The 1,482-nt window shown below is 76.2% G+C and carries 1 protein-coding gene; it reads right to left on the bottom strand.

The features are described 5' to 3' along the window. Positions 1-30: 30 nt before the first annotated feature. Positions 31-1,482: polyketide synthase dehydratase domain-containing protein (locus ROTAS13_RS24375; RefSeq protein ID WP_171979236.1), on the bottom strand; the 1,452-nt coding region annotated here is incomplete at its 5' end.

Below are 1,482 nucleotides of genomic sequence, written 5' to 3' on the forward strand. Positions count from 1 at the left end.
GCCTTACGGTGGAGCTGTGCATAGATGTGATCAAGAGACAGCCTGGCCGCCGGCAAGGTCGGGCGGGGCGAGCGGCAGGGCGGGGACATGGCCGGCGAGGCTGTCCGGCAGGCGTTCCGCCGCCAGGGCGAGCCAGGCGAGGTCGTGCGCCAGGGCGGGCTGGTCGGCCAGGACGGACTGCCAGATCTCCTCGGGCGCCGGCAGTTCCTCCTGCGGCAGCAGGCGCCAGGCGGTGCCGTCATGGTGGGCGAGGCCGTCCTCCGCCAGGGCCTGCCACAGCCCGCCGGCCAGGGTGGCGGGCGGCGTGGCCGGGGCGGAACGGATGGTGGGCAGGGCGGACAGGGCGCGCTGCGCCAGGACACCGGCCCAGCCCTCCAGCAGCAGGGCGGATTCGCTGAGGTGCAGCCGCTCGTCGGCCCGCATCGCGGCGGCGAGGGCGTCGTCGAGGGCGGGTTCGGGAGCCGGCAGCGAGGGGTCGGCGACCGGCACGTCCTCCAGCCGGAAGGCACGCAGCGGCGCTTCCTCGCCGCGCGCCAGGCGCAGGCGCTGGAGGGTCACGCCCTGGGCGAAGGCCACCACCTGGCCGGCGGCGTCGCGCAGCAGGAGGCTGGCCTCGGCGGAACGCTCCCCCAGGCTGGCGAGGCGGAGCTCCGCGCTGTCCGCCGGGGCAGCGCCACGGCGGAAGACCAGGCGCTCGAAGCGGACGGGGACCAGGGCCTCGCCCTCCGGCAGCGCGTCGGCGCGGGCCGGGAACTGCGGCGCCAGCAACCCGATCAGCCCCTGCAGCGCGCCGTCGAGGCGGACGGGGTGGAGGTGGAAGCCCTCGTCCGGCGGGGCGGCCCCGGGCAGGGCGAGGCGGAGCAGCGCCTGCCCGCCCTCGGTGGCGACGGAAACCAGCGGGCGGAAGGCCGGGCCGTAATCCAGGCCGAGGCGGGCGGCGAGCGCGGTGATCTCCGGTCCCGTCATCTCGTCCGGCGCGGCCAGGGCCAGGGCGGCGGTGACGGGAAGCGCGGCCTCGCCGGCCTCGCCCAGGCGGCCGCGGGCATGCAGCGTCCAGGCGGTCTCGGCCAGGCGCAGGCGGCTTTCCAGGGTGACGACGCCATCATCGGCGAGGCGCAGACGCACCTGCCGCGTCTCGCCATCGGAAAGCGGCAGGGGGCGGAGGATCTGGAAGGTCGCGACCTCCAGCGCCGGGGCCTCGGGGAAGCGCAGGGCGGCGGCGGCGAGCGCCATTTCCAGCATGGCGGCGCCGGGCAGCACCGGCTCACCGCCCAGGCGGTGGTCGTCCAGCCAGGGTTCCAGCAGCGTGTCGAACTCGCGGCCCCAGAGGCGGGGTTCCGGGTCCTGGCGCTCGCCCAGCAGGCGGTGGTCGCGCGGCGCGTCGTGCAGGCGGTGGCTTTCCGCCGTCGCGCCCAGCCAATGGCGCTCCCGCGCGAAAGCTGTCTCTTGATCACATCTACGCACAGCTCCACCGTAAGGCGA

This window comes from Roseomonas sp. TAS13, from assembly GCF_001950415.1.
Classification (GTDB): domain Bacteria; phylum Pseudomonadota; class Alphaproteobacteria; order Acetobacterales; family Acetobacteraceae; genus Roseomonas; species Roseomonas mucosa.